Origin of the sequence: Alteromonas sp. CyTr2, from assembly GCF_947311905.1 — a bacterium.
GTDB classification, from domain to species: domain Bacteria; phylum Pseudomonadota; class Gammaproteobacteria; order Enterobacterales; family Alteromonadaceae; genus Alteromonas; species Alteromonas macleodii.
On record NZ_CAMZMZ010000024.1, the window covers coordinates 26360 to 52376 of the forward strand.

The 26017-nt window shown below is 45.2% G+C and carries 23 protein-coding genes; 2 read left to right on the forward strand and 21 right to left on the reverse strand.

What is annotated here, in order from left to right; translation table 11 throughout:
* Positions 1-217: 217 nt before the first annotated feature.
* The 21 genes from QME20_RS13185 to QME20_RS13285 form a co-directional block, all read right to left on the reverse strand.
* Positions 218-3916: an H-type lectin domain-containing protein gene (locus tag QME20_RS13185; RefSeq protein ID WP_281716043.1), complete on the reverse strand. Its 3699-nt coding sequence runs from the start codon at positions 3914-3916 to the stop codon at positions 218-220.
* Positions 3916-4404 (reverse strand): agglutinin biogenesis protein MshP, encoded by a 489-nt coding sequence (locus tag QME20_RS13190; RefSeq protein ID WP_187447108.1) that lies wholly within the window; start codon positions 4402-4404, stop codon positions 3916-3918. The genes QME20_RS13185 and QME20_RS13190 overlap by 1 nt, the downstream gene beginning before the upstream one ends.
* Complete coding sequence (locus QME20_RS13195) at positions 4394-5137, reverse strand: type II secretion system protein (protein WP_281716044.1); 744 nt, start codon at positions 5135-5137, stop codon at positions 4394-4396. The genes QME20_RS13190 and QME20_RS13195 overlap by 11 nt, the downstream gene beginning before the upstream one ends.
* Positions 5137-5658 carry a prepilin-type N-terminal cleavage/methylation domain-containing protein gene (locus QME20_RS13200; protein ID WP_014975390.1) on the reverse strand — a complete coding sequence of 174 codons (522 nt, stop codon included), beginning with the start codon at positions 5656-5658 and terminating at the stop codon, positions 5137-5139. Before QME20_RS13200 ends, QME20_RS13195 begins: the two co-directional genes overlap by 1 nt.
* Positions 5648-6109, reverse strand: a complete 462-nt coding sequence (locus QME20_RS13205; protein WP_281716045.1) for a type II secretion system protein — start codon at positions 6107-6109, stop codon at positions 5648-5650. The genes QME20_RS13200 and QME20_RS13205 overlap by 11 nt, the downstream gene beginning before the upstream one ends.
* A gap of 1 nt (position 6110) precedes the next feature.
* The gene (locus tag QME20_RS13210; RefSeq protein ID WP_014975389.1) at positions 6111-6611 is read right to left on the reverse strand and encodes a prepilin-type N-terminal cleavage/methylation domain-containing protein; all 501 of its coding nucleotides are present in this window, start codon (positions 6609-6611) and stop codon (positions 6111-6113) included.
* 22 nt (positions 6612-6633) lie between these two features.
* Positions 6634-7221, reverse strand: a complete 588-nt coding sequence (locus QME20_RS13215; protein ID WP_156077752.1) for a prepilin-type N-terminal cleavage/methylation domain-containing protein — start codon at positions 7219-7221, stop codon at positions 6634-6636.
* A gap of 44 nt (positions 7222-7265) precedes the next feature.
* Entirely contained in the window at positions 7266-7760 is a 495-nt protein-coding gene (locus QME20_RS13220) for a hypothetical protein (protein WP_014975387.1), read from the reverse strand.
* Positions 7761-7787: 27 nt separating this feature from the next.
* The gene (locus QME20_RS13225) at positions 7788-9023 is read right to left on the reverse strand and encodes a type II secretion system F family protein (protein ID WP_014947900.1); all 1236 of its coding nucleotides are present in this window, start codon (positions 9021-9023) and stop codon (positions 7788-7790) included.
* Positions 9023-10735, reverse strand: coding sequence for a GspE/PulE family protein (locus QME20_RS13230; RefSeq protein ID WP_281716046.1), 1713 nt, complete (start codon positions 10733-10735; stop codon positions 9023-9025). The genes QME20_RS13225 and QME20_RS13230 overlap by 1 nt, the downstream gene beginning before the upstream one ends.
* On the reverse strand, positions 10735-11961 hold the full coding sequence (locus QME20_RS13235; protein ID WP_281716047.1) for a tetratricopeptide repeat protein: 1227 nt from the start codon (positions 11959-11961) through the stop codon (positions 10735-10737). The genes QME20_RS13230 and QME20_RS13235 overlap by 1 nt, the downstream gene beginning before the upstream one ends.
* A complete protein-coding gene (locus QME20_RS13240; RefSeq protein WP_281716048.1) occupies positions 11958-12860 on the reverse strand; it encodes an AAA family ATPase in 903 nt (300 codons plus the stop codon). The genes QME20_RS13235 and QME20_RS13240 overlap by 4 nt, the downstream gene beginning before the upstream one ends.
* A 2-nt stretch (positions 12861-12862) precedes the next feature.
* Entirely contained in the window at positions 12863-14611 is a 1749-nt protein-coding gene (gene mshL / locus QME20_RS13245; protein ID WP_281716049.1) for a pilus (MSHA type) biogenesis protein MshL, read from the reverse strand.
* Complete coding sequence (locus tag QME20_RS13250; RefSeq protein WP_014947895.1) at positions 14595-14915, reverse strand: agglutinin biogenesis protein MshK; 321 nt, start codon at positions 14913-14915, stop codon at positions 14595-14597. The genes mshL and QME20_RS13250 overlap by 17 nt, the downstream gene beginning before the upstream one ends.
* A gap of 9 nt (positions 14916-14924) precedes the next feature.
* Positions 14925-15572 carry a type II secretion system protein M gene (locus tag QME20_RS13255; RefSeq protein ID WP_061439059.1) on the reverse strand — a complete coding sequence of 216 codons (648 nt, stop codon included), beginning with the start codon at positions 15570-15572 and terminating at the stop codon, positions 14925-14927.
* A complete protein-coding gene (locus QME20_RS13260) occupies positions 15547-16173 on the reverse strand; it encodes a PilN domain-containing protein (RefSeq protein WP_061439056.1) in 627 nt (208 codons plus the stop codon). The genes QME20_RS13255 and QME20_RS13260 overlap by 26 nt, the downstream gene beginning before the upstream one ends.
* Positions 16170-17084: an agglutinin biogenesis protein MshI gene (locus QME20_RS13265; protein WP_156085765.1), complete on the reverse strand. Its 915-nt coding sequence runs from the start codon at positions 17082-17084 to the stop codon at positions 16170-16172. Before QME20_RS13265 ends, QME20_RS13260 begins: the two co-directional genes overlap by 4 nt.
* Positions 17085-17250: 166 nt before the next feature.
* On the reverse strand, positions 17251-17754 hold the full coding sequence (locus QME20_RS13270; RefSeq protein ID WP_239240361.1) for a hypothetical protein: 504 nt from the start codon (positions 17752-17754) through the stop codon (positions 17251-17253).
* Between the two features lie 136 nt (positions 17755-17890).
* Positions 17891-18475 (reverse strand): phosphoglycerate mutase family protein, encoded by a 585-nt coding sequence (locus QME20_RS13275; RefSeq protein WP_039225882.1) that lies wholly within the window; start codon positions 18473-18475, stop codon positions 17891-17893.
* A gap of 107 nt (positions 18476-18582) precedes the next feature.
* The gene (gene glpD, locus QME20_RS13280) at positions 18583-20130 is read right to left on the reverse strand and encodes a glycerol-3-phosphate dehydrogenase (protein ID WP_281716050.1); all 1548 of its coding nucleotides are present in this window, start codon (positions 20128-20130) and stop codon (positions 18583-18585) included.
* 304 nt (positions 20131-20434) lie between these two features.
* Entirely contained in the window at positions 20435-21193 is a 759-nt protein-coding gene (locus tag QME20_RS13285) for a DeoR/GlpR family transcriptional regulator (protein WP_014947888.1), read from the reverse strand.
* A gap of 160 nt (positions 21194-21353) precedes the next feature.
* Here QME20_RS13285 and glpK point away from each other — a divergent pair, with 160 nt between their 5' ends.
* Both glpK and QME20_RS13295 read left to right on the forward strand, forming a co-directional pair.
* Complete coding sequence (gene glpK, locus QME20_RS13290) at positions 21354-22838, forward strand: glycerol kinase GlpK (protein ID WP_014947887.1); 1485 nt, start codon at positions 21354-21356, stop codon at positions 22836-22838.
* Between the two features lie 449 nt (positions 22839-23287).
* Positions 23288-25945: a TonB-dependent receptor gene (locus QME20_RS13295; RefSeq protein ID WP_281716051.1), complete on the forward strand. Its 2658-nt coding sequence runs from the start codon at positions 23288-23290 to the stop codon at positions 25943-25945.
* Positions 25946-26017 lie beyond the last annotated feature (72 nt).

The following is a 26017-nucleotide window of genomic DNA, read 5'->3' on the forward strand; positions in this document are numbered from 1 at the left end:
AAATAACTGCATTTTTGCTTCGTAGTTTTAGCGCTTTACCCATGAAGGGATACCACACACGCGTTTCCAAATAATTTTAAAATTAGACCCACATAGTGACCCTGTGAAAATTAGAAGGTTCAAAAACAATTTGCTAATAATTTACATCTCTTTATGTTGGCGCCACTACGTTGTGCTACGCAACCAGCATTTCGGTCAAGCGGGATAACCTTCTTTGCTAATTATTGATTTGCTCGCGCTTGTAAATGATATTGTCGTTTCCTCGATACACACCATACGTAAGCGTTGCGTTTGGAGGGTTATCAGCTTCGCCATCTCCATCCCAATCCCACAATAGCCAAGCATCAGGCGTATAACTAACAGGATAATTGCCAGCACCGTTTGGTGATGACAGGCGTATTCCGTCACTATCTCTATAGGCTCCTTCACTTAATGACTCTTCCCCCGAAGAAACCAATTCACCAGATTCGTCATTCACGTTGTCGTGATCATAAGCGGTACAACTGTCATACTTATTAATTCGCCAATTATTTCCGTCCCAATATTGAGTGCGAAGCGGTAACAAAAGCGCTTCATCGGCTGCACCGTAGTTATTTATCAACGTTGCGCGACCGTAGGCAAAGCTGATTGAATCACCAAAATCGTCAACGCACTGACCGGAGCAAGAAAGTCCATTGAAGTTTGCGCCCTCAATTTGTGCCTGGTCTGCCACCAGCGCAATGTGTGCTTCGAGGTAAGGCCCATCTACGCTGTTATCAGCAAGGCGACTAAATACGATATCGTTGTCAGAAAATGAAATAAGACCAGCACTGGTATTTTGCGGCCAACTTATTGAATTAATGTTTTCAAGCCTATTTAGCAAGCTTGTGCCGTGCTCGACTTGTAAGCTGATATTGACCAGTTTATCAAAACCATCGTAGTAGTTTGTGGTGCGGCTGCCATGTTGGTTTAGTGCGGTTAGCGAGAAGCTTACTTCACTAATAGGTTGTTCAAAGTAATTAAATGCACCATTGACGTTACATGCTGCTTCAACACTTCCGCTCAAGGCAAAATTAGAAGGTGCGAAACGCCCAACGTTTTGCACCAGCCCTTGCACGGTGGTATCTGACAAATAAGTACTCTGTGCCGCAATGGAAATTGTACCTACCTCATCGTAATTAATACCAACGTTAACTTTACCTTCATCGCTAAATAAAACACTGGGCACGCTCAATGTACCCGTTGCGCCGCCACTAGGAAGTATATTTAAGGGTGTTAACAACGCGCTACCTGAAAAATGCTCCGCGGTATTATTATTTTCCAGTGCTGCAAAGTTATCTGGTATTCCATCGTCGTTACTGTCTTCACCATCGACCCACTGTACTGTTCGCAAGCCTAAGACAAAGTCTTCCCCTGTCAGTTTGAGCAGCGAACCATTCGCACTATTCGCGTAACCGTTAAGATTGGAGCTCGTGCCGCTATCATTTAAGATATTCATAGCAAAGCCGAACGGACGCACTTTAAAAGTATTAGAAGAACCTGCAATACCGCTTCGATTAGTTATGTCTGCTGACAACGACAACTCTCCCGCATCTGGGTATTGAATTGTAAAGGCTGCTCGCGAGTCAGCATCAAATTGGATAGGAAAGGTGCGTGGGGTTAGCCCCAGTTGATGTTCATTACCGTTATTGATAAGCAGTAGGGTGTTAGAACAATTGCTCGAACTAGAACAGTTATAATTTAATTCAACATCGACAATTTGATTTTTTAGCGTGTCAGAATTCCCACATGCTTCGATAGCATAGGTCTTGCTGTTAAAGCCAGTGTCTGAAGGCTTACCAGAAAGCTGAGTAACGATGGTTTCTGAATCATCAGTGATATTCTTAAACACCAGCCCGTCGGATTCATACTTTATTTTACAGCTACCTAAATTCACTTCTTTACCACCGATAAAGCAACGCAATTGAGAAGATGGATTTTCTCCCGAAGTAGCAAGTTCAGGATCTGCGCCTCTAAGGCTATCGAGTGTTAGCGAGGTCTGCCCGATAAACGTTACGCTGTCGTCAGGCGACCATCTATAGTTACCGCTATTAACGGGCACTAAGTTGACTGTAGATGGCTGAGAGTAGAGTAAATCACAGTTGACGTCTGCACAGGCTTTTAGGGTAACTTCTTTCGCGGCGCAGCTGCTACCCTTGTTATCAGCCAGTTCAAAACGATAGTGATTCAGTACTTCAATGACTTCCCGACCGCAGATGCCAGGAATATTGTTTGGCACTTCATTAGCCGTCACCCTCAGAGTCGCAGGTGAGCCGACGCCACCTCCTGCGGTAAAGCGGCCTCTCAATGTGCCTTCAGACACATTGGCAAAGGTTATTTCACCTTTTGCTAAAACCAATGCGTTGGGGTTTGAGCCATCGATGACTACATCTCCATCGACATAAATAGCGAGATAAGCCCCTTCAGCGACAGTGATATTTGCGTTCACCATGGTGAACTTTGTAGCCACGCCACCTATATTGTCCCCTGGGTCAGAAACATAAATTCGCGTGGGTGCAATTACGGTGTAGTTACCCGCCGCCATGGTTACCAGTTGACGGTTAAAATAATAATCCCCCGCTAAATCCCCTTCTGCTATCTCTGGGCCGCTATCGTCAATGGTAATTGTTGGTATCGCTCTCGCTTGTGAGTCGGTAAGCGCATCTATGTTGTTCACGGTACAGTCGACAGGGTTCTGTCCGCATTTTGGGTAGTCTACAGATCCACTTGTAGCGTCGGTGATAAACTGCTGTGCTGACAACACACCTGCATTTTCATCAATCATTCGGCTACCAGCTGCGAGTGAAATTGCGGAACCACTAAAAGCGGCAACCGCGCCAGGAAAGGCGTCATCACAACTAGGAACTTCACCACTAAACACAAACTCTGAAGTCATAGCCAGAATGCTAGCGTCTTCTTCAGTGTGGTTGCGCTCAGAGTCTAAACTTCTATCCTCATCTACACGCAGTCCAAGCCTATTTTTGTTTACGCCGCAGCTGCGAAGCCAACCGCCGTCGCCGCCGTTTCTACTTATTTTACTGGCTGCAACCAAAGGAGTTTGCGCATAGTTATTTTTAAAGTCATTTCGAAAGCAACCATCGTCCCACCCCTGTATGCGTACGTCGGCAAAATCGGCTTCCCAAACCACTTCAATACCATTGTCATCGAAAAATCTACGATTGAATCCCTCTGTTGTCGCCATGTAAGCTACCGTTTCATTGCGTGTAACTGGCGCATAATCCGTTTCAGACGCTTCCAACGCCATAAAATAAGACGGTGCTTCATACTTTGCTGCAATAGTTAGAAACGGTAACAAATGTTCGTTGGGTGGCTTCTTTCCATTAACGTCAACTTGGTTATTTAACGTTTGAATAGAGTGAAAGAAAACAGGCTGTTCACCAAAATCAGTTTCAAGTGAAACGCGAGCATATCTCGCATTTTCTTCGCCCACCTTCAAAGGGCCGTTAGGTTCATACCAAGGAGAGCTTGTTGATGCCTGAATAGTCCCCCCTCCGAGCTCCATCTTACCGACTTCAACAATATCACCGTCAGGAAATTCATGAACGCCATACGCAATCGCTAAGTAATGTGCTCCCATCGTGATATGCGGACCATCTTCTCCAGAAGGCTCAAGGGGCAAAGCTTCAAAACCTGTGCGGGTAACATTGCGAATTTTGACAATCGCTGGGTTGCTACCTTGATTGGTAGAGAGCATAAACACTGCTGGCGGCTCGTCGTATACCTGTGAAAAGCTAATGGTTGTCCACTCTGCTTTATTGTAGGTGTTTTGAAGCTCGATGAACCTGCCTTCGATTTGAGGAACGGCTTGCACAGCTAACGCTTGTATAAACAAGGCACAAATCAAAAAGAGTCGAGCAACAGAATTACAGTATGTCATTATTCTTCCTGCCTTACTTCAACAAGAACGCGTTTTGAGGTTTCGAGCTGGCCGGTACTGCACTGCGCTTCGGCCCCTAACGCATAAACCCTTATTTCACCAGCGGCAACTTCAGGCTCTTCGACTTCAGTTTCCACCTCACAAGATAGCGTAATCGTACAATTCTGCATGTTGACTACACTAATAACTACCGGCTGTGTTATGACTGTGCACGCCGGATTATCGCCGTTAATTAGCCTAGAAATAGCGACTTCCATCCCACTTTGCGCCGCTAAGTAAGCACGAGCGCCATAATATTCAATGGATTGCTGGCGAATATTCGATGAGATTTGATTAGACAGCGCAATACCAAGACCTAAAAGTATAATACTAATGATAATTGCTACAATGGTGGTTGAGCCTTGTTGGCGCGCTGGAGAACCAGACAACCCAACAGGACGTTGGCCTATACGATACTTTTTTTGTTGGCGTGTTTTACTATGGCACATTAGGGAAATGCACCTCGTGTACAACCGATATCTGTTCATCGTCACTGCTTTGTAAGGTCATTTGCAGTTCGATTAAGCCATTTTGCCGTAACCCTGCAGTGACCACATTCGCACTCCACGAAACCACATTAGTACCAAGGACGCCCGACGTAGCACCTTGCGTCCTAATTAAGCGTTCACCGTGAACGGTAGATGTTCTACAAACGGTTACTTGCGCTTCAGGAATAAAGAAGCGCTTTCCCGGAGAAGATTGTGTATTGGGGGCACTGAGTGTGAGGTCATATTGATTATCGCTAGTCGGATCGGAAGCAGCGTCGGCAATAGCATCTATTATTCGCCCGTTATCATTCACGCTCTGTGGGTTTGTTGGGTATATAACAAGAGTGTCGTCTTTACTTAACTGACTATTGAACACGACTACGTGCATAGGATTATTAAACGCGTCGCCCACATAGGTGCCACTTTCCTTAATTGGGTAGTAAGAAAGACACCCTAAACTCGAATCGAATGACACAGAATTTGGCACCACATTACGCAGTTCTTTTTCGAGCCGCAAAATAATAAAGCGCGCATCTGAAACAAGGCGGGTACGCTCTGCGCCGGTTATATAGATTTGTGCACTTAAAGAAATCACTTGAGCTACAGATACGCTTATCACACCTAAAATAGTGATCACTAAAATAAGTTCTATTAATGTAAAACCGTGTTGTCGCTGTGCTCGTCGTGGAGACATTAATAGCTCCCTCGATAAGCGCTAAAATTGTAAACTTGGCCGTCTGGTGCCGTAACTGCGATGTCAATACGTTTAAACGTTAGGCCGTCTGTTGGCGTACTGTCGTTTAGGTCACTGTCGTAATCTACCGTTACGGTAAAACCGAAACTGCTATAGTTTCCGCCCACGTCGTTAACTGTGTATCCGTTGTAATCGTCTACATCGTCGTAGTCGTCTTCGTTGGCTTCTTCTGGACCAAGTGTTGTTGAGCAATTTCCTTTGGCATTACAGGTTTCAAATGGCGGGCTTCTGTCACTATTTTCATCATAAGAGCGACTAAGAATATCATTCATTAAAGACTGCCCTAGCTTCGCCGCTTTCACCTGACGAAATGGCTCTGCGGTTTGTTCAGCTTGCGGGACAATAAGCGACAGAACTACGGTTAGGCTAATCGTAAATACAACAATACCAATCACCAGCTCTAACAGGGTAAAGCCGTTCACGCATTTTTTATGTACAGGCAATACAACCCTAGCACGCATAAACTGCCCCTTCGCTTTGTAAACACATGGCAAAGGTACTTATTTGAATTCTACAATTCGTTGAACACGCGATATTTCGCGGCCTGCCAAACCCATCAAACTGAATTTGAGAAAAGCTATCGCCATTTTCATCGGCCGTTTGAAAAGTAAAGTCGGTGCTTGATGCATCGACTACCTGATCGGCATCAAAAGCGGTAGAAAGGGCGTTTGCACAATCGTGGCCAGCGGGAGGGGCAATGATTGTGGCGGTTATTTTCACACAGCTAGTGTTTTGCACATTTTGCATAGCACGAAACTGCATGTTACGAACGACTTGAAGTGTGCGATCGCGAAGGGCGATAGCTTCTTCCGTATCGTTACCAAGAAAGCGAGGTGCGGCGGTTACCGCCAGCACCCCAATAACCAATATGGTTATGATAAGTTCTACTAATGTAAAACCGGTTTTCTTCACATTACTGAACGCAAGAGTTGACTTTAATTACAGGGCGTACACCTTCACCAGTAGAATTAAAGTATTCTACTGAACAAGGTGCCTCAGTTTCTGTAGGTGCTGTCGAAGAGTAGTCACTGAATCCGGTTGCATAAACTAACACAGAGTTCGAAGCTGAAATCTCTTCTGTACCAAAGTCTGCAGCATCTATATCAAGCAATGCTGCCATATTATCTTCAGTCGCTTGCGGGTACCCGTTTACAATAGTCACGTTATCAGATCCAACATCTAACGTTACTGGTGTGTCTGTGGTACCCAAAACGTCGTTGATCAAAGCTTTACCATTAACAACCGACGCCGAGGTTTGAAGAGAGGCTTTAATTCCTTCAAGCGTTGCGTCACGCGCATCATCTTGAAGGTTCAAAAACTTAGGTGCTGCGGTTACCGCTAGAATACCCAGCAGCACAATAACAATGATTAACTCGATTAGGGTAAAACCCTGTTGTGTTGATACTTTTTGCATAGTTAAACTTCCTAGGTATTAATTAAAAAACAGTAACCTGGCCAGTGGCTGGGTTGTAAGTGAAACCGTCGTACGCTGTACCGTCTGGCGTACCGTCTGCCGGTGCTGAGCTATTAGGTAAACCCATAGATTCAACTAAGTAGTAAACACAGAGAGTGTTTGCACCTGAATCGTCCTCTCGAACGGCATATCTGAAATCAGCAACAACGGTGTCGTTCGTCGACGTTGTATTTGTTGGTGCTGACTGAAGAATTAGGTCAAAGACGTTTTTGCATTCAGTGTCGTTAACGGTAGAAATAAGTGTGTTGCCTGTAGAACTTCCCGTTGGGTAACCAATGGTGCCGTCTACCCCTACTTGCGTTTGATCGTAAGTGATTACTGTGCCGTTCCCATTTCCATTGTTGCCGCTCGGACGGCCTTCAACTTCCCACTGCGCTCTTACAAGACCTACCGCTGCGGCAAAACCACCAGCGACACCTTCAACACTTGCTTCCCGAGCTTCATCAGTAACATCTATAAAGCGTGGTAATGCTGTGGCCGCAAGCAACCCTAGAATGATTACAACAATTATCAGCTCGATTAGCGTAAAGCCTTGTTGTTTGGTGTTCATAACATCTCCTTGATGACGATAAGGCGAATTGTGCCGCCGTTTAATCAACTATTTCTTTGCCTGACAACGCCGCTACCAGCGTTATATTCAAACCAAATCTCTTTTCCCCAAAAGAATGCACATTGTAAGTAACCGTTTGCATACTGGTCGCTTACGGTCACTGTTGACAGCGCTTCACCTTCTCTTAAGGTTGCAAGTGTCAGCATGTATTCGCACGCATTCCCCTGTTCTTTTTCAAGTCCTTCGGGCCAGCCTTTTTCATTAATGTATAGCTCTGCCGCCACATCTTTGTGCTGTTTAACTTTGCCACCAGCGTCAAACTCAGTTTCGTAAATAAGCACAGTATCTTGCTTAGTCTTTATCCATTGTGCCCTGGCTAACATCACCACTCGCTGAAACTGTGCAACCGCGTTCTCTTTGTTAACCTTTTCCGCTTCATCAATAATTGGTGTCGCGTAAAACACGTATGTTGTCCCAATAACAGCAAGCAATACGCCTATAACAACAAAATTAAGTAACCCCGTTTTGGTGCTTGCCACGCTTTTCCCCAGTTATAAAGCGCTTTATCAGCCGCCTTTCACCGCCGACATCATGTTCCACATTGGCGTAAATATGCCAAGCGCCAGGATCAATACCATTACCGCAACAAAACCAATCAAAATAGGTTCGATTTTGGCCGTTAAACTTTTCAAGTCGAAGTCGACTTCACGTTCGTAATAGTCAGCACTTTCTTCTAACAACGGTTCTAGTCGCCCCGTCTCCTCACCTACTGCAATCATCTGTAGTACAAGTGTAGAAAACAGTTCGCTATTTTTCGAAACTCTAAGCAAACTTTCGCCTTTTTCGATCCCTTGCCGCATTTCTTTAATGCGCTTTTGCATGTGCGCGTTGTCTACGGCGTCGGCAGTAAGTGAAAGCCCTGCGGTTAACGGCACGCCTGCACGTAAGATCATTGAAAAACTTCGGCTATATCTTGAAAGTAATGATCGCTCAATAATGCTGCCCACGACAGGCAACTTTAGTTTAAATTTGTCCCATTTGAGTCGTCCATTAGTCGAATTAACGTATTGTTTAACAGCGAAAATCCCTCCCACAATCACAATAATTAGCAGCCACCAATAGTTCACAAAGAAATTGGAAGTACCAATTAACACGCGGGTCATAATTGGAAGTTCAGTGTCAAAGCGCTCAAACATTTGGGTGAACACTGGCACAACAAATAGATTCAAAATGAACATGGCAATTGCTAGCGCAATTAACACAAAAGTGGGATAGCGCAGCGCCGATTTGATGCGCTTGCGGGTTTCTTGCTCGCGTTCGAAATAGAGGGCAAGCTGTAGGAATACATCGTCTAATTTACCGGTATTTTCACCTACCACCACCACGGATATGGTAAGTCTCGTAAACACCTTTTCATATTTAGCCATGGAAGAAGACAGACTTCGCCCCTGCTCTAACTGGTCTGCAATATCTTTCAAAATCTCTTGAAAGCGTTTATGCGATGCATTTTCGCTTAGGCCTTTAATGGCGCGAATAATGGGAATACCGGCCTTTAGCAATGAGTACATTTGGCGGGAGAAAATGATCATTTCATCCAGTCCCACCTTTTGTTGAAATAAACGCGTGATATCGAAGCCGTCTCCTTCATTTTCTGCACTGCGTTTTTTTGATTCAACAATGGTAAGAGGCACAATGTTTTGTGACAGCAAGGCTTGTGCTGCGGCTTGCGCTGACGCGGCTTCTATAACTCCTCTTTGAGGCCCGCCTTGCGTTGACTTACCTGCGTACTTGAACTGTGGCATTAGTGATTCACCACTTCAGGTACGAATTCAGCGACTTTGAACACTTCATCTAAAGAAGTTTTGCCCTGAGCTGCGTAGTCCAGCGCCATGTGAGATAAAGGAACAAAGTCTTTATTCGCCTTAGTCGCATCTACGAAGCCCTGCGTGTCGTCTTCACGCAAGGCCTCCATCATGTCCTCGTTCATTTCCAGAAATTCAAAAACACCTATCCGGCCTTTGTATCCTGTGTGATTACAACTGTTGCACCCGCGCCCTTTATAGAAGGTGGCAGTGGCTAATTCAGGTTTCAAGAAGCCAACCCACGCTTGTTCTTGGGCGGTTGCAGGCTTTTCTTCTTTACAGTTTTCACACACCCTACGAACCAGACGCTGTGCAAGCACTCCTCGTAATGAAGTAGCAACCAAATACGGCGCCGCGCCCATATCGATAAGGCGAATAGCGCTGGTTACTGAGTCGTTGGTGTGAAGCGTACTTAATACCAAGTGGCCGGTTAATGCACCTCGAAGACCAATCTCTACGGTTTCTTGGTCACGCATTTCCCCCACCATGATAATGTCGGGGTCTTGACGTAACGTAGTGCGAAGAATGGCGGCAAAGTCCAGCCCAATTTTGGCATTAACCTGAACTTGGTTGATTCGCGGTAGACGGTATTCAATGGGGTCTTCAGCCGTTATGATTTTAAGGTCAGGCTTATTGAGTTCGCTAAGTGCCCCATACAGAGTCGTAGTTTTACCGGAACCCGTAGGCCCCGTTACCAGGATCATACCGTGGGGACGATTAATGGCAGCTCTAAATTTCTCTGCCATAGCATCGGGCATACCGGTTTGGTCTAGCGTTAGTAGGCCAGCAGACTGGTCTAATAAACGCATAACTACCGCTTCTCCATTGGCTACCGGCATGGTCGACACACGCACATCTAAGGTGTGTCCTTTCACTTTAATATTAAATCGCCCGTCTTGTGGAATACGCTTTTCAGATATATCCAAGCCAGACATGAGTTTGAGTCGTAGTACCAGCGCCGAGGCTATTTTCACTTGGTTGAGCGTGTTTTCTTGCAAAACGCCGTCGACACGTTGACGAATGCGCAGGATTTTTTCATCGGGCTCGATGTGAATATCTGATGCCCTAACTTGAACGGCATCTTCAAATATGGAGTGAAGCAGCTTAACGACCGTAGCGTCCGAGGTGGTGTCATCAAGTGCTGACAACTCAAAATCAGCCTCGTCTGCATACTCTTCACCTAGTTTTTCAGCAAACGACGCGATGTCCTGGGTACGGCGGTAAACAGTATCAAATGCCTCTAGCATTTGGTTCTCTTGTACGATAGCCAGCTCAATGGTTCGGGGAGCGACTAACGGGCCCAGCTGGTCTAAGCCTCCCAAGTCCGTTGGGTCGCTCATGCCCAGTAGCACTTCATCGTCGTCCGCTTCTAACACCAAGGCACGATAGCGACGAGCGTAAGTCTCTGGGATAAGCTGAGCTTGCTCTGGGTCTATACGGCGCTGTGTTATATCCAAGAAAGGAATATTTAGCTGCTGTGCCAAGAAGCGAAGAAGCTGGGGTTCGCCGATAAAGCCCAAATCGATAAGTGTATCCCCCAGTTTGCGCCCTGACGTTCGCTGCGCCGCAAGCGCATTGTCAAGCTGCTCACTGGAGATAATGTTTTCGTGAACGAGTAAGTCGCCAAGGCGCATCTTTAATCGAGGTCGCATTAAGGCTGCTCCTGTAAATCAGTTAGACGCGAGTTTGCATATTGTGCAGATGCAGAGGAAAGCCCGCCAATGGCGAGTGCCCTGGAATAAGATGATATCGCCAGGCGCTCATCTGCCAATGCGTCATAATTCACCCCTAGTGCCAACCACCATTTCGCATTATTAGGCTGTAGCGATGTCATAGCGCTGAATGCTGATATCGCTTGCTCTGACTTATTGATGGTTTGAGCAGAGGTGCCCTTTAAAATTAGATAGTCGGCACGGCCTTCGGCTAACGCTTTAGCATCCAAGCTATCAGGCATCAAATTCAATACTTCTTCGAAGCGGCTTTCCTGCACCAGAATTTTGGCCATTAGCTCTCGCCAAATTAATTCGCTAGGCGAGATCACAATGCCCTCTGAAAGTACCTGCAGTGCCTGTAAATTATTGTTTTGTCCAAAATAAAGTGCAGCTAGCTGCTTGCGCGCCTCGTCATTTTGCGGAAAGGTTGCCAGTGCTAGCGTGAAGCTTTTTTGAGCCTCATTAAAAATGCCAAAGTTATACGCTTTAAGTCCTGCTTCTAAATGCATTGCACTTTGTCGTTCAGGTGACTTAGGTGCTACCTCAACTACAGGCTCTCTGGTTATGATATTTGTGGGTTTAGGCTCTGCTGCTTTCGAGCTTGCGGGTTGTGCCTTGCTTGCCGCAGACAGTTCTGATTGAGGACTACTGGCGTTTGCGCTGTTATTGACGCTTGACGCATTCACATCATCAGCTGTGCTGGTTGCTGATACCGTAGTTGTAACCCTTTTTCTGTATTGAGCTTCATCATCTTCTAATGACTCATCAACGGTATTGAAAACCAGCTCAGCCACATCTGACGCACGGTTTTGTAGCGCCATATCACTTTCAGATAACGGGGTTGATTGCATTCCTTGTGACGGCGCATTTATATCTGCTGTGCTATCGGCAACGCGCTCTGATATTGTACTTTCAGCAGACGGGTTGTTAACGCTCGGGGCACTTGAAACGGTCGTTGTGCTTAACCCATCTTCACTTTTTTCGCGATGAGAAGTACCAGATAAAAGTGTAATTCCTAACCACACTACAAACACCAAAACGGCGATGATCATGAGCGCTTTTGGCCACACTGGACGTTGACTGACTTCAACGGTTGGCGGCAAACCAAAGTCTTCACTTTTATTGCGTTCATCCAGTGACTTTAAGGTGTCATTCAAAATGCTCATATGCCACCTGCGCCGTATACATGTAGTACACTTGCAACTGCCACCACAGCAAGCGACAAAATAACAAGACTCTGCCTTGGGACAATTCTGCGTTTACAGTCATGTGTATCGAAAACGGCGCTTAGGGTATGTGACCAGGTCGCCGACGCCTTGCCCTGACCATATGCGCGCAAAAGAATCTTATGACAAACTATGTTAACCAAGCGAGGCGTACCCTTGGTAACCAACGCTATAAATGCGCGCAGTCCTCTAGATATCAACTGCTCGTCACCACCTGCTGTCGTCAACCGGTGACCAATGTAGTAATCGACTTCGGCTGACGTCATTGTGCGTAAAGTGTAGGAAAAACTTATTCGCTGGCGGATTTGTCTTACTTTAGGGTTTGCCAGGTTGTCATCAAGTTCAGGCTGTCCAAACAAGACAATTTGAAGCAGCTTACTTTTTTCCGTTTCCAAATTGCTAAAAAGACGCAGCATCTCAAGAGCATCCCAACTCAGCGACTGCGCTTCGTCAATGATTAGTACCGCTTGTCGCCCCTCTTTTTTAAGGGATAATAGCTTTGTCTCTATTGCATTATGCAAGCCTTGATTATCACTATTTCCTTCCGTAACAATACCTAACTCTCTCGCAAATGCTTGGCGTAATTCATCAGGCGAAAGGTATGGATTGGGTAAATAGCAGGCTACAAATTTATCAGACAGATGATTAATTAATTTACGGCATAACAATGTCTTACCTGTACCGACTTCACCGGTTACTTTTATAAAGCCTTCAGACATACTCAATGCTGATAAAATGACTTTTAACGCTTCATTGTGTGGCGCAAGCGCACAAAAGAAATCCGTATTCGGGGTAAGCGAAAACGGCATATCTGTGAAGTGAAAAAAGCCCTGATACATAATTAGTTTCTATACCACTGATCAAGTAATGACTGAGTGCGAAGACGTTGTTTTTCCCACGTGTCCGGTTGCACAACTGATGGGCGTATCAAGATCACCAGCTCGCGCTTACTCTGCGTTTTGGCTTTGTTTTTAAACGCGTTACCAATGAATGGAATGTCGCCCAACAAAGGCGTTTTTGATTCTTGCTCACTGGTAACGGTTTCCATCAAACCGCCAATCACGACAATTTCTCCATCGCGGGCACGAATTACCGTATCTGACTCTCGGATATTACTTTGTGCCAGTGGCAGCAAGATTTGCTGATCGCCCACCTGAATGACTTTAGTCTGCTCTGCCGTTTCCGTTACTGATGGGTGAACGTGCAATATAACCGAGCCGCTTCTGTCAATTTGAGGGGTAACATCTAAGGCAATACCTGAAAAAAACGGGGTAAGTTCGATGTCATTTTCGTTTTCGGTTTGTGTCGCGCTTTGATCTTCACTGGTCGACACATCGGTGACAAAGTATTCGTCCTGACCCACTTTAATCACTGCTTTCTGGTTGTTAGTGACGGTCACTCTGGGGTTACTCAACATCTGAACATCACCTTGGGTTTGCAGCATATTGATAACGCCGTCAAAGTCACCTCGGGAAATTCTCAAAGTAGAAACGCCGCCAATATCTGTAGAGATTGAGTTCCCTATGCCATTAACTGCATTAATGGCTGGATCTATACCTGCAGCGGTATTTGCAGCAAAGTTTGACGCTATAGCTCCGCCACTGAAGCCAAAGTTCACACTGCCCGTCAAGCCGCTTGCAATACGATCCCAGCGCACGCCTTGCTGATAGCCGTCGTTTAGAGTGACTTCAATAATGCGCGCCTCTAATACCACCTGTCGCTGTAAGCTCTCTTGGCTTTGGTTTAAAAAGTCTTTCACCACTGCGATTTCGCTGGGCAGTGCTCGAACTGTGACCAAGCCCGCTTGGGGTGAAACCACAACCTGGCGGCCTTCTGTTGGCGAGACCAGTACTTTTAGTGCCTCTTTTAAATCGCTCCAAAAGTCGTTTTCACTGGTAGTCTGAATGTTTGAGCCATTGAGCTGTTGGATGTTATTGCCGCCAAGTCCGCCTTGGCCTCCAAAACCACCCTGACCACCTAGCGCGTTCCCGCTAATGTTGTTATTGCCGTTAATTCCAACGTTGTTGCCACCATTGTTTTGGTCTTGCTCACTTACCCCACCGGCAATAACGCTTACGTTAGATACACCGAAGCGCTTGATCATAAGAAAGTTAACCGGGATAGATTCCGTCTTTAGTTGAGAAGGCATAACCTGAATTACTTTCCCTTCCAAAAACACGTCTAACGGATACATTCTCGAAATAATGGTTAACACATCTTCTAACGCCACTTCTTTGAGCGTTAAGCTAATTTGCCCCGACACAGCAGGATGAACGGCGACACTGTAAGGTGTGTCTTCAATTAACGCGTCGAAAAACGGACGCACGTCTACATTGTTAGCAGAAACTGCGAACATTTTCTGTGATGTTGGCGCAGGTAACGCTTGATAACGGGCAACCTCTGCCAGCAGTTCTTGATTAAGCTGAGGGGGCGGTGTTGGTTTACTTGATGTCGTATTCTGAGAACGTGCTAGTTCATCGCGAATATGAGGTTTTACTTCCTCGCCAACACCATAAGATTGGCAACCTGCCACAACTAACGCTGCAGACAAAACCAATGTGTTAACAATGAGGCTATTTTTTAATTTCATATGCATACATTCTTAGTATTTTCTGCTGACGTCCGTCAGTGATAACCACGTTCTTGGGGTTAATTTTTGATACGGTGTATTCGTTCAGTGTGTCGCCCACGCGGTAAGATTTACCCGATATGATCGCGCTATAACCTGTACTGCGTTTAAAGATAGATTGAAGTGCTAGCTCTCCTGCTACCGCTTCATCATTGCTAGACACTGATGCACTGGCGATTGCAGGCCTAGTCGGGTCGACAGACGCAACTGCAGGTAAGCATGTTGCTATCGCTAAAGCTGTGACCACAATTCTTAACCGTTTCACACTCTCTCCTTACAGCGAGATAAAGGTTTCATTATTGCTTACCGTTGCTAACCCCAGTGCTAACGTGGCACTTGGGTAAGCTTCAACGTTGTAAGCAAAATCTGTTACTACGACTTTTTCAGGGGCGGCTTGAAGGCGCGCTAGGTAGCTACGCAGGTCAAAGTAACTTCCCTCAATAATTAAGCGCATGTTATGACGGTAAAACGGTGTGCTTTGAGACTCACCGTCACCAAAGCGTACTGTTTCGGTAGGCTCGACCTTAAAATTCACTAAACGTACGTTGTCTTCTTCGTTTAGAAGCGTCATAAGCAGCTCGGGCATTCGATCGGCTGCGACAAACCCTTCATTAAGTGAAAGTAGTGCCTCATCAATTGATAGTAGGTCTTTTCTGGCCTTATCGAGTTCTAGCTGCGTGCGCTTTGTATAATCGATGGTTAGCGCTTCTTGAATAGCATCTCTTTGAATGACCAATGCTTTGTGCTCGCTCTCCTTTCTGATGACTGCTTTATCGGTTGCAGACAAGTCATCAAGTGCAGGCGAAACACCGAACCAGAAGAATAGATAGATAATGAGAGCAAAACTCACCCATGTAATTAGCTGTTTTTCTCTGCTTTCAAGAGCGGAGAATTTCTCAGAGAGCTGCTGGTACTGATTCATCAGCGTCTCCTTCAAAATCTGTGGATATCAAGAATTGTTTCACGTTTTCTTTGCCGTCTACTTCATCAAACTGCACTGAAGAAAATGACTTACCTTGGAAAAACGGAGACTGCTGCAACTTTTTAAGCCACACAGGTATAGATGAAGGCGCCAAGGTTTGGCCTGACAGGCGAATGGTTTGTGTATCGATATCAATACTCGTCAGCCATAGGTTCTGATTGTGGAAATTAGCCAAGTCGTCCATCACCTCGCCGTACTTTGTTGCGTCAAATGACAACTCTCCGCTATCAAGATACGCTAACAGACGTCTTCGGTTTTCAATTTTGGCGTTCACCTTTTCAAGCTGTTGCTGAAGCGACTGGGTGTCTCGTTTCTTCTCGAGTGCAGCGCTTAAGGTTTTAATTTCGCTATTCAGTTGGCTAATCGCGTTTGTTTTTTCATTTAACTTTTTCTGCTTCGCCCCCAACGTAATATTGAGCGCGATTACCACCACCAACATGACACCTATTGCCGCGCCATTAAGCCAAAGTACCTTCGAGAATGGTAACCGCTCTTTCTTTGGTTTAAGAGAGTCCTGATAGAGGTTTATCGTTCTTTTCATGCCACCTCTCTCGCTGCAACAAGTGCACTTGCTAACGCAAAGTGGCAGGCAGGTTCAACTACATCGGCTAAATTAAGCTGTGAAGTAAAGACATTCATGGCAACGGGCTGAAACGGCTTCAGCCGTTCGATCACTGGCACACAGTCAAATTGAGTTTTAAACAGAATTTCTTTTAAAGGCGGCTGCTTAAGTTGCGACTCATAGAAATCCATTGAGCGTTGAATTTCTAATCCCAAAGTATCACTTAGCTGTGACAGGTCTGTTTGCTCATTAACTTTGCTTACAAATCCACGTAAGCGACGTGCCAACCAAATAGCCTGAGAGCGCACTATCATTAAAAACGGTTCACTGTTGGGCTCTTGGATGATGAGTAGTCGCGCATAGTCATCATTTGGCACCATTTCAGTTGCTAACACTTCTTTGGTGTGGATATGTGTAAGCTGCTTGTCTTTCTTTTTTGCCATGCTCGCTGCGACGGCAGCAAGTGAGGACCTTTCGGCAGCGAATACATTTATCTTTTGGCCGCCACTCCGACTTTTAACCGGGTAGTCGACATAGTCTAAAACCATGTTGCTGGAGTCATAGGGAACCAGCTCTCCGAGAGTCCACGGTAACGCTGTTGTAATATCCTCTTCTGCCATTTCTGGCTTATCAACCTGTACCATGTGGTACATATGCTGTGAAAGCACTATAGAAACATTACAGGTCGACTTAGCAAACGGGCTTAACGCCGCCGATAGCTGTTGCTTGAGAGGCTGATGCTGATCATAGGGAATTGAAGAAACAGAATTAAGTGAAACAGCGTCGCCACTGCGCTCTATAGCCACAATGTGTAGCTCAGAAGCACAGACCGATACGCCTACAGTGACGCTAGTTTTTTTACTTTTCGAAGAAAATAAGCGTGAAAGCATATATCTACTTAATTCGTTAATGCCGAGTATTATCTTATAATCAACAATACCTTATGGCGCCAATAAGTAACATGGCATTAACTCAAAAGTAGACTAATTATCTAAATAGAACAAATACCTATATAAGCATAGGCCTATATTGTGCACCCTCGTTTATGTGGCCAGTTTAATCGCTTAAATTTGTTACTGTTCCATTTGCAGGAAAATAGTCGAAATACGCGCCGCTACTTAAGCTGAAGCGACACCAATAGTTGTCTTCGTTCTCTTCAAGTTCAGCATAGTAGTCTGCATGGATCTTAAAGCCGTCCACGCGCAGTGGTGTCGCCATTAGCGACGTCCATATTTTTTCACACCCTTCACTAGAAAGCTCTGCGGTCGGCCATCCGTTGTGATTCATTCGCACCGGAGTACGATTCGTTTCTTTGCCCGACTCGTTGTAGTGAATCAGCATTATCATAGTGGTGGGTTGGCGGACTCGCCATTGCCAGTGAGACGAGACGACGTGACGCTTAAACGTATCTAGATTTAGTGCAAATGCGGTGATTGTGGTGTCTTGCTCGTCGGTATGAAGAAAGTTGATAGTGACGCCAAAGGTAATTGCAAAAATAGCTGCAATAGCCGCTTTAAAAACATTAGACGTGGAAGGTTTCTTTTTGTTGGTTTTATTCATTGTCGATTCCCCATGCCTTTGTTCAAGTCGTTAGCGCTTGTTAGGCATTGTTCTATTTTATCGACATTTTGAAGAAAAAATGAAGTAGGTATAAATAAACCTTAAGAATTTCTGGTTAAAAAACGAAGACTCAGCATTATGGCAACGGCTTGTGCAATATCGTAATTCCCCAAAAATCACCGTCTTTTTGCTTTAATTGCCAGCCATTTTTTATGAGTGATTTTCGGGTGTAATAGTTAGTCATACCATGCCCGAATAGCACTATCCGCTCGTGTTTCTCACACAGTTTTTCAATACGCTCGGAAACAAGATTAACCCTTTGCTTGGCAGCTTTGAAACTTTCAAATCGACCTTTAAATCCTATAAACCATAATGCACGACTTAAGACGACCCAGTGCCAACTGCGCAAGGTGAACGGAAGTTTGTAGTAAGGAATATCCATTTCTTTAAGATGGGGCAACTCTTCATCAATTTGAGTCGCGCCGTAATAAGCCGCAGACAATTTAGCCCTTAGTAACGGGCTAACCACAATGTAGCTGTCGTCGATATGGGTCTTCTGCTTTGGGTGACTCGTTGGATCGAGTATCGATTTATCATAGTTACGCACCCACTGAGCATATTGAGCTGCGTTTACTTTGTCATTATGCGCCGAGAGAGGCTTACCGTGTCTAATAAGTACGACTTCCTTGACGGAAGTATTGTTTATCACGTCCATGTTCATTTTAAGTCGTCTACTTTATCCTGTTGGGCTAGCTAATCAATGGCGATTGAGCCACCTTATTGCTTTTCAAGCAAAGATGGCTCCTTCTAATGCGTAACTTTCACGGGTTACGCGCTTGCCAATACAGCATCCACAGGCTCATCCGATTGAACTGCACCAGAAACTTTCATTGAGATATAAGAAGACAGCGCTTCCTGTTGTGCTTTGTCCAAGCGTAATCCATGTTTTGTTCTGCGCCAAATCACGTCTTCTAGACAACAAGCCCACTCGCACTCTATAAGGTAATCAACTTCTGCCTGATACATACCAGCCCCGAAATGAGTCCCCATAGCATCTACTGACACTTTACCTTTAAGAAACTTATAACATAGTAAGCCATACTGTCTTGCGTAGCGTTCAGCGATAGCGCTATCTAGCCAAGAAAACTCGGAAGTTAGTTGAGCAACTAGCGATTCTTGACTCTCAAATGCACCACCTGGTAGCGGTACTTCTTTGGTCCACGCTTTTTTCGCTTTCGGGAAACATGAGACAAGTTTATCTACCGCGTGCTCTGAAAGCTTTCGATAGGTTGTAATCTTGCCGCCGAAGATATTCAGTAATACGGGCTTTCCAGCCTCACCCTTAAGCTCTACTTTATAGTCCCGAGTAAGTTCTTGTGCTGACGCGTTTTTCTCTTCTAAGAGTGGGCGCACGCCACTGTAAGTATGGACTATATCTTCGCGCGTTACTTTGGACTTGAAGTAGTTGTTTACGACGTCAATTAAGTAATCAGTCTCTTCGTTTGAAATTGCAGCGTCAGACGGATTACCTTTAAAGTCTTCGTCTGTCGTGCCCACAAGTGAGAAATCACCTTCGTAAGGGATCACGAATACAATACGCCCGTCTTTATTTTGCAGAATGTACGCTTCATCAGAGTTATATAGCTTGGGAACGACAAAGTGACTTCCCTTTACCATGCGCATCGCATTGGGGTTGTGAATATTTACCAAGCGATCTAGAAACGATACTGCCCACGGTCCAGCCGCATTGATAATTGACCTGGCCTTAACTGTAAACGTTTTCCCTTGAGACGTTTTAAGCTCCACATTCCACAAATTATCTAACTTTTCAGCTTTAACGCATTCAGTACGCGTATATATCTTCGCCCCCTGATCTTGGGCAGCTAGTGCATTTAGTACCACTAAGCGTGCGTCATCTACCCAACCATCTGAGTATTCAAAACACGTTGAAATATCGCTAACCAGCGGGCTTTCACTGGTGGTCGTTAGCTTACGTGAGCGCGGTAACATATTGCGCTTAGCCAATGAGTCATAGAGGAATAAACCAATTCGTATCATCCACGCAGGGCGTAAATGCTTTTGGTGAGGCAAACGAAAACGTAACGGCCACATGATGTGAGGCGCTTTCTTCAACAACACTTCACGTTCTGCCAGCGCTTCTTTCACTAGGCGAAATTCATAATGTTCTAAATACCTAAGTCCACCATGAATTAATTTGCTGCTAGAAGAAGACGTTGCGCCTGCGAGGTCACCTTTCTCGCACAAAGCAACCGAAAGCCCGCGTCCCGCAGCGTCAAGCGCGACGCCTACGCCGTTAACACCGCCGCCAACGACTAAAACGTCGACTGTCTGTTCAGTTTGATTGCTTTGACTCATACATTGCCTCTAGTGGTATTTATATGGATATCCTCATATGGTTGTCTATTTGACAAGCAAAAAGAAAACATGTCAACACAAAACGAACATTTACGAACATTAAAGAAAGTTAAAATTCGTAGTTAAAAGGAATGAACAAATCCAATCGCAACAATATTTGACTGATTTACATTGAAAAATACGTGGTGTGTAAGAGCGCTTGCGGCAACAGTGCGTAATGTTTAAAGAAGGCTGCCAAAAAGTAGAATGCGAGCAAAACCGAGAACAGGTTTAAAAGTAGTGGAAAACTATAGCAAATAGATGGTCACGCTTTGACAAAGGTGATGTTATTTTCTTCGATTATCTTGCTTATGCTGGGCGGCGGCGTTTTATCACAAACCAAGCAATCAACCTGTGAAATGTGCCCCTGCTCCACCATTGCGCGGCGTTCAAACTTACTGTAGTCCGCAGCTAATATAACGTGTTGAGTATGTTCCAAAATGGCTTGGGACACTTTCACTTCTCTGAAATCAAAGTCAAGTAGGGCACCGTCCGAACTAATACCACTGATACCGATTATGCCGTAATCCATGCGGAACTGGCTTATAAAATCGCAGGTTGCCTCGCCAATGATTCCGCCATCGCGATAGCGAACTTCACCGGCAGCAATTATGACGGAGAAATCCTCTTTAGCCGAAAGAATGGTAGCAACGTGAATATTGTTGGTTACTACGTGAAGATTTTTGTGGTTGAGCAACTTAGTTGCAATCATTTCCGTCGTCGTACCGATATTAATGAACAACGATGCGCCGTCAGGGATCATTGCAGCCACTGCCTCAGCAATTTTCTCTTTGACTTCGCTGTTTTGGGTTTTCCTTTCCTGATATGGCGTGTTTTCCCAACTTCTGTTTAGGCCAGCACCACCATGATAGCGGCTCACCACACCATTTTCGGCAAGCTGGTTAAGGTCTCGGCGGATTGTTTGCGGCGTAACTTCGCAAGCACTGACCAAATCGTCAATAGACATAAAACCATGTAGCTTTATAAGCCCAACAATTTTTTCGTGTCTTTGCGTTTGATTCATCGCGAGTCCTCAGAATTAGAAAATTACATCAATTATACGTGCTTAACTTCAATGTTCCCATAACAAAACGAAACGCCAATGTTCGTTTTCGAAAATATAGCATTGTTAATCCTGTGTAAATGATGCAAACTCTATGAAAACTATCTTCAGGAGTGACCTTATGGGACAACATATCCTTGCCATTGACCAAGGTACAACAAGCTCTCGCAGCATCATTTTTTCTCCAAAGGGCAGTATAGACGCTATTGCACAGCAGGAATTCTCTCAAAAATATCCGAAAGATGGCTGGGTTGAGCATGATCCAGAGGAAATTTGGGAAAGCGTTGTCTCTACCCTCAAAGAAGTTTTCAATAAATGTTCATTAACACCATCAGATATCGCAGCCGTTGGTATCACTAACCAGCGCGAAACAACCTTAGTGTGGAATAAAAACACTGGTGAGCCTGTCTACCCGGCTATCGTTTGGCAAGACAGACGCACAGCCCAGCTTTGTCGTGATTTAAGTGAAGACGAAGAGCTCGTCTCACACATTACTGAATCGACAGGGCTTCTGTTAGACCCTTATTTCTCTGCCACAAAAGTAGCTTGGATATTAGACAATGTAGAAGGTGCAAGACAGCAAGCCGAGGACGGAGAGCTGCTGTTTGGAACCGTAGACACGTTCCTTATATGGCGCTTAACGGGTGGTGAGTCACACAAAACTGATGCCACCAATGCCTCGCGTACAATGCTGTTCGACATCAATAACCAATGCTGGGATGAGAAATTACTTAATAAATTCAATATCCCACGCTCAATGCTACCCGAGGTGATGGATTGTGCGGCTGACTTTGGTGTAACGAAAGAAGACATCATAGGTAGAGCTATTCCTATCCAAGGCGTAGCAGGCGACCAGCAAGCAGCATTAGTTGGCCAAGCATGCTTTGAAAAAGGCATGGCCAAGAGCACCTACGGTACCGGCTGTTTTATGATATTGAACACTGGTGACGCCCCTTTGCAATCGAAAAACCGATTACTCACCACCGTTGGGTATCGTTTAAACGGCAAAACGACTTATGCGCTTGAAGGCAGTATTTTTATGGCCGGCGCAACCGTTCAATGGCTCAGAGATGGCCTGAAGCTTATCGACGATGCCGCCGAATCTGAGGCACTTGCACAGCGAGCAAGACAAGATAACGGCGTGTTCCTTGTCCCGGCATTTACTGGTTTAGGCGCACCTTATTGGGATCCAGATGCCCGTGGCGCAATTTTAGGTTTAACCCGCGACACAGGCATTAGCGAAATCGTTGCTGCGGGACTTCAGTCTGTTTGCTACCAGACTAAGGACCTGCAAAAAGCAATGGAAAGCGATGGCGCTCGCCCCACAACTATTCGTGTAGATGGCGGTATGTCGCGTAATGATTGGGTTATGGGCTTTCTTTCAGACATATTGGGCGCTGAAGTAGAACGCCCTGAGATTACGGAAACCACCGCTCTTGGTGCTGCCTTCTTAGCAGGATTACAGGCTGGTGTCTTCAATTCAATCGACGATTTAACCCATTGTTGGAAGAGTGATAGCGTTTTCACTCCAAGATTGACCAAGCAAGAACGTGATCAAGCCTATGATGGTTGGAAAGCCGCCGTCGACCGTATCCGCTGTAGTTAATTTGTAGCGGACATCGCATTAGAGCGTCCCTGAAAACCAAATCGGGCTCTCCTATTTGGCATAAAGGAAAACGATAACCCCTAATATTGGTTTTTTATTAGGCCATTATCGTTTTCCTTCCTCCTATACCGCACTGTTCTCTAAACGACCTGAAAGCTCTGTATTGAAGTGAAGCCTCTTCATTCAAAAAGTCATTACAGAGCGCTAAAAATCTAGCGTACAGCGTTCAAACTTACCTCAACAGCCTCCTTTGTTTACAGCCTACTATTCATTACCGTCTATAAAACATTCAATTTCTCTCAATATTTTTATGGTAAACGTTTACCCAACTATGTTATAAAGTTGTTACTGTTTATGGTAGCCATCCCTACAATCGCCTACCAGGACGCTAAAAACACACTCGACACGACTCAAGACACTATTAAAAAATTTACCTTGGGGGTAATAGAATGAAGACACAATTCAAGTTAGGTTTGACTGCACTTGCGGTAGCGCAATGCTTAAATATCAGCATTGCTTCAGCACAAGAAGTGGCCGATGTTGATAAACAAGCTGATATCGACGAAACCGAAGTTATCACTGTCCGTGGTTTCGGTAGCACATTAACCCGTTCACTACAGCACAAGAAGTTAGCTGATTCGACGGTAGAAATTATCTCCACAGATGACTTGGGACAACTCCCCGATGTGACAATCACTGATGCCCTCGCGCGTTTACCAGGTATTGCAGCAGACCGTGATCGCGGAAATGCGAGTCAGATTTCTATTCGAGGTATGGGGCCGCGTCTAAACCTTGCAACCATGAATGGCCGAGAAATTGTTAGCGGTGAACCAAGCCGTAGTGTTCGTTTTGAACAATTCCCTGCGGAACTTATTAGCTCAGTTGAAGTTTTTAAAAGCCCTTTAGCAAGTAATATTGAAGGGGGTATCTCAGGCTTGGTTAACATGCAATTCGTAGAACCGTTGACCAAAGATCAAAGGTCAGTAAATATCAGCGGGCACTTGATGGATTATCCTTTAGCAGACGATATCCCCACAGCCGACTCCCAAGGTTATCGCGCTAATTTCAGTTATATCGACCCTATTTCAGATACATTTGGTATTGCGTTTGGCGTTGCCGTTCAAGACCAACCCTCTCTACAAAAAGATGTTACCTCGTGGGAATACAATAATGTTCAGGCTGAACAAGGTGATGTTAATGGTAATGGCATCTCTGAAGCGGCCCCTTGGGGAGCACAGACGGCTACGAAAGGAGGTGACAACCAACGAGTTGGTGCAATGACAGTACTTCAATGGCTACCAAATGAAAGTTTAGAACTAAAATATGACCTCTTCTATTCCAAATTTGATATTGAAGAACGAGAAGATCAAATCTGGTTCGACGGTTGGGGTAACTGGGGCGGCTTAAATAACTGGAACGTTTCAAATGCCAGCAACCCGCCGCAAATCATAACTAAACCCGATGGTTCAGAACAAATCGTTTCAGGTGGAATGTTGTGGTGCGGTAGCCACACTGCAAATAATTCTACTTGGTTCCAGAAAAACGAACTCGTCAGTACAGGCTTAAATGCTGAATGGCTTGGCGATGTATGGAAAGTTAACGCGGATATCGGCTACTCAGAAGCGTCAATTACCTCGCGCTGGGTAAATATTCAGTCGTGGTATTGGGATGCTGATGCGGATGCAAATGGCATGGACTATAGCTGGGACACTACCACTGACCGCTTATCAATTGGCACCGGTTATGACATAAGCGATGCTACAGATTACGGCCTTAACTACATGCAAGTGGACAACGACCGCCTGTTAGAAGATGAAATGATCACTGCCAAGCTTGATTTCGCTCGGCCAGTCGAGTGGGGAGTTATTGATGCCATGAGCTTCGGCGGGCGTTGGACAGATAGAGAAAAAGACAATGATGTGGTTAGCTGGCAACAAAGTGTAGCCAATAGTAGTGCCAATGTAGACGCCTTTACTTACGAGCTTGGTGAAGGCTATGACGTCCCTGCGCTTTACAGCATACGAAATTGGTCAGAAGTAGCGCAGGAAGCGTTTGGCGGGATAGATAACCGCAACCAGCATACCCAGACTAATGCCGATATACTTAATAGCTGGAATGTTCAAGAAACTAATACTGCATTGTATGTTCAGTTTAATCTGTTAGGTGAAATTGGCGGTATCTCGTACACGGGTAATGTAGGTGTGCGATACATCAGTACCGAATCTACTTCATCCGGTTTTCAGCAAGCTGACGGGGGAGAGCTAACTGCGGTATCGATTGACCATGACTATAGTGAGGTGCTGCCTGCGCTAAACTTACGTTTTGACATTACGGAAGATTCGCAAATTCGCTTTGGACTTTCACGTGCTATATCTCGTCCGCCTCTCATTGAAATGCGTACAGGCTTACAACTTAACACATCTTCTACGGTTAACACTGCTTCTGGCGGTAACCCCCAGCTAAATCCATTCATCGCGGATCAAGTTGACCTGGGCTATGAATATTTCTTTGCTGAAGATGCTGCTCTTACCGTGTCACTCTTCTTTAAAGACCTAAAGAGTCATGTTGGTGCAGCTACAGATACACTTAATATAAATGGTGAAAGTTACCAATTTACCGGCCCTGTGAACGGTGATGGTGGTCAGATTCGCGGCGTTGAAGTGATGTATCAGCAAGCGTTTAACATGTTGCCAGAACCTTTTGATGGCTTGGGCATTTATACCAACTACAGCTATACAGATACTAACGTGACGGAGTTTGAGCCTGAAAACAACCCATTGACTATGGGTGGCTTATCTAAAAATGTAGGTAGTTTAACTCTTTGGTATTACAAAGCAGGTATTGATGCGAAGGTGTCATATAACTACCGCAGTGCATACACTAGCGTAGGTAGCTGGGATCCAGGTGCCGTTTTCACTATAGACGACGAAGCCACGGTTGATGCCAGCATTGCCTACGAAGTGACCGAAAACTTAAAAGTAATGTTACAAGGTCAGAACCTAACGAATGAAGCGTCTACGTCATACTTTGACAACGACCCTACCCGACCACGTCAATACGCTGAATGGGGACGCCGTTACTTGTTAGGCTTCCAATACGCGATGTAAGTGCGTTGTATCGGCACTGCTCTTTCATATAAGGGCAGTGCCTTTTTGCATTTAAGCCAACTAGGCTTGTCT

Excerpts from the sequence above, each read along its gene's own strand:
- QME20_RS13185 (WP_281716043.1), bottom strand. The coding sequence starts at position 3,916 with ATGACATACTGTAATTCTGTTGCTCGACTCTTTTTGATTTGTGCCTTG.
- QME20_RS13190 (WP_187447108.1), bottom strand. The coding sequence starts at position 4,404 with ATGTGCCATAGTAAAACACGCCAACAAAAAAAGTATCGTATAGGCCAA.
- QME20_RS13195 (WP_281716044.1), bottom strand. The coding sequence starts at position 5,137 with ATGTCTCCACGACGAGCACAGCGACAACACGGTTTTACATTAATAGAA.
- QME20_RS13200 (WP_014975390.1), bottom strand. The coding sequence starts at position 5,658 with ATGCGTGCTAGGGTTGTATTGCCTGTACATAAAAAATGCGTGAACGGC.
- QME20_RS13210 (WP_014975389.1), bottom strand. The coding sequence starts at position 6,611 with ATGCAAAAAGTATCAACACAACAGGGTTTTACCCTAATCGAGTTAATC.
- QME20_RS13215 (WP_156077752.1), bottom strand. The coding sequence starts at position 7,221 with ATGAACACCAAACAACAAGGCTTTACGCTAATCGAGCTGATAATTGTT.
- QME20_RS13225 (WP_014947900.1), bottom strand. The coding sequence starts at position 9,023 with ATGCCACAGTTCAAGTACGCAGGTAAGTCAACGCAAGGCGGGCCTCAA.
- QME20_RS13230 (WP_281716046.1), bottom strand. The coding sequence starts at position 10,735 with ATGCGACCTCGATTAAAGATGCGCCTTGGCGACTTACTCGTTCACGAA.
- QME20_RS13235 (WP_281716047.1), bottom strand. The coding sequence starts at position 11,961 with ATGAGCATTTTGAATGACACCTTAAAGTCACTGGATGAACGCAATAAA.
- QME20_RS13240 (WP_281716048.1), bottom strand. The coding sequence starts at position 12,860 with ATGTATCAGGGCTTTTTTCACTTCACAGATATGCCGTTTTCGCTTACC.
- mshL (WP_281716049.1), bottom strand. The coding sequence starts at position 14,611 with ATGAAATTAAAAAATAGCCTCATTGTTAACACATTGGTTTTGTCTGCA.
- QME20_RS13255 (WP_061439059.1), bottom strand. The coding sequence starts at position 15,572 with ATGAATCAGTACCAGCAGCTCTCTGAGAAATTCTCCGCTCTTGAAAGC.
- QME20_RS13260 (WP_061439056.1), bottom strand. The coding sequence starts at position 16,173 with ATGAAAAGAACGATAAACCTCTATCAGGACTCTCTTAAACCAAAGAAA.
- QME20_RS13265 (WP_156085765.1), bottom strand. The coding sequence starts at position 17,084 with ATGCTTTCACGCTTATTTTCTTCGAAAAGTAAAAAAACTAGCGTCACT.
- QME20_RS13270 (WP_239240361.1), bottom strand. The coding sequence starts at position 17,754 with ATGAATAAAACCAACAAAAAGAAACCTTCCACGTCTAATGTTTTTAAA.
- QME20_RS13275 (WP_039225882.1), bottom strand. The coding sequence starts at position 18,475 with ATGAACATGGACGTGATAAACAATACTTCCGTCAAGGAAGTCGTACTT.
- glpD (WP_281716050.1), bottom strand. The coding sequence starts at position 20,130 with ATGAGTCAAAGCAATCAAACTGAACAGACAGTCGACGTTTTAGTCGTT.
- QME20_RS13285 (WP_014947888.1), bottom strand. The coding sequence starts at position 21,193 with ATGAATCAAACGCAAAGACACGAAAAAATTGTTGGGCTTATAAAGCTA.
- glpK (WP_014947887.1), top strand. The coding sequence starts at position 21,354 with ATGGGACAACATATCCTTGCCATTGACCAAGGTACAACAAGCTCTCGC.
- QME20_RS13295 (WP_281716051.1), top strand. The coding sequence starts at position 23,288 with ATGAAGACACAATTCAAGTTAGGTTTGACTGCACTTGCGGTAGCGCAA.